This window comes from Bacillus sp. 05T31 (assembly GCF_056396725.1).
The window spans coordinates 1-4395 of sequence record NZ_JBFTMA010000335.1 but is presented as its reverse complement, the minus strand read 5'-3'; the positions used below and the strand labels follow the sequence as shown (position 1 = coordinate 4395).

The 4395-nt window shown below is 33.6% G+C and carries 6 protein-coding genes; 2 read left to right on the top strand and 4 right to left on the bottom strand.

Annotation, left to right across the window (positions count from 1 at the left end; genetic code table 11):
- The 3 genes from AC1DJR_RS18535 to AC1DJR_RS18525 form a co-directional block, all read right to left on the bottom strand.
- Positions 1-57: FbpB family small basic protein (locus AC1DJR_RS18535; protein ID WP_477003212.1), on the bottom strand; the 57-nt coding region annotated here is incomplete at its 3' end.
- Between the two features lie 132 nt (positions 58-189).
- The gene (locus AC1DJR_RS18530) at positions 190-1137 is read right to left on the bottom strand and encodes a 3'-5' exonuclease (RefSeq protein ID WP_477003211.1); all 948 of its coding nucleotides are present in this window, start codon (positions 1135-1137) and stop codon (positions 190-192) included.
- A 115-nt stretch (positions 1138-1252) separates the two neighbouring features.
- Complete coding sequence (locus tag AC1DJR_RS18525; RefSeq protein WP_429687855.1) at positions 1253-1828, bottom strand: TlpA family protein disulfide reductase; 576 nt, start codon at positions 1826-1828, stop codon at positions 1253-1255.
- A 486-nt stretch (positions 1829-2314) separates the two neighbouring features.
- On the opposite strand from AC1DJR_RS18525, the gene AC1DJR_RS18520 reads away from it, so the two are divergent.
- Both AC1DJR_RS18520 and AC1DJR_RS18515 read left to right on the top strand, forming a co-directional pair.
- Entirely contained in the window at positions 2315-2527 is a 213-nt protein-coding gene (locus AC1DJR_RS18520; protein ID WP_429687854.1) for a hypothetical protein, read from the top strand.
- Between the two features lie 11 nt (positions 2528-2538).
- The gene (locus AC1DJR_RS18515; RefSeq protein ID WP_429687853.1) at positions 2539-2871 is read left to right on the top strand and encodes a YmzC family protein; all 333 of its coding nucleotides are present in this window, start codon (positions 2539-2541) and stop codon (positions 2869-2871) included.
- Between the two features lie 22 nt (positions 2872-2893).
- On the opposite strand, the gene AC1DJR_RS18510 is transcribed toward AC1DJR_RS18515, so the two are convergent.
- A partial coding sequence (locus tag AC1DJR_RS18510) for an ATP-binding cassette domain-containing protein (protein ID WP_477003210.1) occupies positions 2894-4395 on the bottom strand: 1502 nt, incomplete at its 5' end.

Below are 4395 nucleotides of genomic sequence, written 5' to 3'. Positions count from 1 at the left end.
TTGTTGTTTATTTTCATTTACAAGTTCTTCAAACGATCTACGGCGACTTCTTCTCATGCTGCTCACCCTTTCTTCTACGTTTTCTTATTACATAGTATGAGCAAATGAAAAACTCTTTAATCAGATTTGCAAGAAAATTTCATGTTTTGACAAAAAAATCCCATGYGCATATGTTGCACATGGGATTTTTTACACCATCATATTTAAATATTTTTTAATTTCTTCATCCGCATTTACTTTATTTGCTCTATATTCATCCAGCGCTCGTAATACAGAATCGTATTCTTCTACAATGTAGCTCTCTAACTTCAAAATGTCCTCTACACTGTCAATCATAATTCTCGTGTTGCCAATCTCACTTTTCAATGCTGCTTCGCACTTTAAGCTCGTACAAATTTCTCTTACATCGTCTTCCATTTTTTCTGTTAACACATATTTCTTTCGCCCTTTGACCTTTAACCTTATAATTGGGTAAAAAGCTTTTATATCTAAATAACTCCCAACATTCATACAACGAATCCACTCAATATCACGTTTATTTCGTACAAGCATTTCTTTTACCGCTTCAAATACCGCTGTTTCATCAAGTACTTCCTTATTCGCTTTTCTTTTTCCTTCTTCTTCAAATGCTGCACATTTTTGATAAACAGCTGCACATGTAATACAATCGTCAAATGCATTATGAGAACTTAAACGAATTCCAAGCATTCGTTTTAACGTTTCAAGTTTATGATTAGGCGCATGCTTCATATATTTTTTCGCTAAAAACACAGTATCGATAACTTTATTTTTCGGCTCAGGTAGTCCAAGCATATTTACATTACTCTTTAAAAAACGCATGTCAAAAGAAGCATTATGTGCCACGATAATATTTGTATCTAGAAATGCCAAAAACAAAGGCAATATTTCTGCAATTGTTGGTGCGTCTGAAACACGATAATTCGTAATACCTGTTAAACTCGTAATTCGGATCGGAATTGGACGCTCTGGATTCACATACGATACAAATTGATCTACTAGTTCATGATTACGATATTTCACTGCTGCAACTTGAATAATTTTATCATTATAAGGGTTAAATCCTGTTGTTTCAAAATCAATTACAACATAATCTAACGGTAAGGATACATTCCCCACTCCAGACACTCCTTTATCTCTAAACATTTATATTTCTTTTATCATATCACGAAGCTTTCACTACTTGAAAAAGAAAAGGCAGAAATGATTATATTCCATCTCCACCTTTTCACCGTTATTTTAATTTAGCAATCCGTTTCTCCATTTCTTTTTGCGTCATCGGTCCAATGAACTTATCTTGAATTACACCTTTCGTATCTATAAAATACGAAGTTGGGATTGTAATTACTTTATATGCTGTTGTCACATCAATGTTCTTGTCCAATAAAATAGGAAAAGTAATTCCTTTTTCCGTAGCAAAATTCCTTACCTTTTCTTCTCCCCCTCCTTTTTCTGAAGGAGTATAGTTTATAGCTAATATTTCTACGTTTTCTTTATGTTCTTTATAGAAAGCCTCCATATCAGGCATTTCTTGCTGACAAGGCCCACACCACGTTGCCCAAAAGTTTAAAATAACTTTCTTCCCTTTTAAATCAGATAACTTTATATTCGTTCCATCTATCTTTGGTAATTCAAAATCTGGTGCGCTCTTTCCAATTTCAATACCGTTCCTTGCGAAAATCTCTTTCATAGCAGCTTCACTTTTGGCAGGCTTTTCTTGTACTACTTGATCCTCTTTACCAAACTGTTCATAAGCTGCATATCCCGCTAAACAAAGTAACACTACAATAATCGTAAGCTTCCGCCACATTTTATATCACCCTAACGTGTTTATCTTCTTATAACATAATCACAAAAATACTATATACCTTATTTTAGCTTATACGGACAAGCTTGGAAATATTCACAKTCGAAATAGTTAGAAYATTTACGGTTAGGATGAAATWTTTMCCTTTTTATCATATAATTAGAAATAAAATAMAAAACYTGCGAGRTGMTATGTATTTTACAATTACTTATCAACCCTTTTAGCTTTGTTTTCTTCACTTTACCATTACTATGTATTTGTTTTAGCGGCTTGTTATACAAATTCAAATGGGCTGCTATTATTATTTCTTTTACTGTTCCACTTATATTTTTCATTATCRTCTCTARATTKRATATACACATAGCTTTACAAAACTTAGACGCTTGGRTTGTTTATAGTGCTGTTTATTCTTTACTTTCCTACATAATAGCAGTGCTAATACGAAGAAAACCACACATGTAAAACCTTCAAAAAAGGGGGGCTACTTTTATGAATTTATTTGAAAAAATACTATTATATATTCTTAGTTTTATATTTTCCCCAATCGGGATTATCACTTGGATCATCTCGATCTTCAGTAAAGATCCTGAGAAAAAGCAAGTTGGACGTATTTGTCTCTTTATCGCTTTAATCTCCTTTATCCTTTTAGCCGGTCTCGGTATTCTTAGTTTCTTCACGATAACTACCACTACTATACAATAGTTATAGAAAGGATGATTATTTTGGGAGAACATCCTATAAGTAAAGAACTTCGCTATATACGAATATGCTTAGTTGTTTTAGTAATCGTTCTTTTATTTTTCAACGGTGAGAGAGTTGTTGAAATTTCTACAACTCACGATTCCATAGAAAATGTTTCCACCAGTAATATGACACAGATTGGTGAAAATACATTTGCTATTCAAGAATATAATCCATCACTAAGTAGCGAACGTACGGTCAAAATTTTCAAATATAACCCAGATACAAATCAACTTACTTTAGTCAAAGAATTTAGTACTAGCGATCCTGAATCTTATACGTATCAACTTAATAAGACTGAATAAAGATAAGAGCGCTACATAGCTCTTATCTTTTTGTTTGCATCTCTTTGCACAATAAGTTGCAATTTAATAATTCTTTAGGATTCCCACATTCCACAATAATTCCATTCTTCATGACAATAACCCGATCAGCTATCATCGCCCTCTCSACATCATGTGTCGTCACAATTCTCGTTACGTTTTCTCCTAATCCTTCAATCATATTCCAAACAGCTTGTTGATTACTCGGATCCAATCCAGCAGTCGGTTCATCTAAAATAACGATGTTCGGATCTGTTACAATCGCTCGCAGTAATGCAAAACGCTTTCTTTCTCCTCCCGAAAACTCTTCTCCACTTTTGTGCAGTACAGTATGGATCCCTTCCGATAAGTTTTTTAAGATTGGCTTCATATTTACAAGTCCAATACTTTTTTTAAACTGTTTTTCTATGATATCTTCTTGAAAATGTATATTCTCTTTTACTGTCGTCCGAAAAAAACGCGGTTCCTGCCATACAGTAGTCATACGAGCTTTCTTACCGTAATAAGCAACCTTACCACTTGACGGTTTATATAACCCTGTTAATAACTTTAATAGGGTTGTTTTCCCAGCACCACTTTCTCCCACAATGATAATAAGTTCGCCTGGATAAATTTGCAAATCAATATTTTTAATTCTATACTTCCCTTCACCGTTCTCTTGAAATGAAACATTTTTCAACTTCATTCCCATCGCTCTTTCTACATTTCTATCTTCAGCTCGTATATCTAAAAAGCAAAAAACTCGATTTGCCGAAGCAATAGCAACTTGTGTCATCATCAATAAATCACTCGCATAACGAACGGGGAAAAATAACATCTCAATTGTAGCTAATACCGCCACAAGCGAACCGACTTCCATATCCCCTTTTATTATTTTTTTTGCTCCTATAATAAGAACAACTATATATGCTCCTGTTTCTATTACCGTTCCAACTATCCCAATACAATGTTGTATCATCGTCTTCCTTACTTCTGTTTTATAAGATTGTGCCGTCACTCCTTTAAACAAATGAATTGCCCATTTTTCTTTTTGTAAACTACGTAAATCTTGTATACCTTTTACAAACTGTGACATCATCTCTACAACACTTGATTGATTTTTTTGAGCAATACTTGCAATATTTCTTACTTTTYCCCCCATAAKCATTGGAACAATTGCACTTAAAAATAAAAACGGGGTTATCCACCATATGAACTGTACATCGATATGTTGTAGAGCTATGAACGCACCAATAAATTGTGCAATGGCGTGGATGTATTCTATTAATATAGATCCATATAACCTTACCCAATTCGGAATATCAGAAACGACTAATGTTTCTAACTCCCCTTGTTTTACCTTCTCACTTTCTTCAAATGGTAATAAGAAAAAATGACGTAATACATCTATACGCTTCTCTCGTAATATTCGCTGACTTACTTTTGAGCTTACATAATCAAATAACAGATTGTTCACCCACATCAAAAATCGGCTCCCCGCAAACAAAGCAATATATACATACGTAC

What these genes read in the sequence shown, in the direction of transcription:
- AC1DJR_RS18525 (WP_429687855.1), bottom strand. Translation starts at nt 1,828, where the DNA reads ATGTGGCGGAAGCTTACGATTATTGTAGTGTTACTTTGTTTAGCGGGA.
- AC1DJR_RS18520 (WP_429687854.1), top strand. Translation starts at nt 2,315, where the DNA reads ATGAATTTATTTGAAAAAATACTATTATATATTCTTAGTTTTATATTT.
- AC1DJR_RS18515 (WP_429687853.1), top strand. Translation starts at nt 2,539, where the DNA reads ATGATTATTTTGGGAGAACATCCTATAAGTAAAGAACTTCGCTATATA.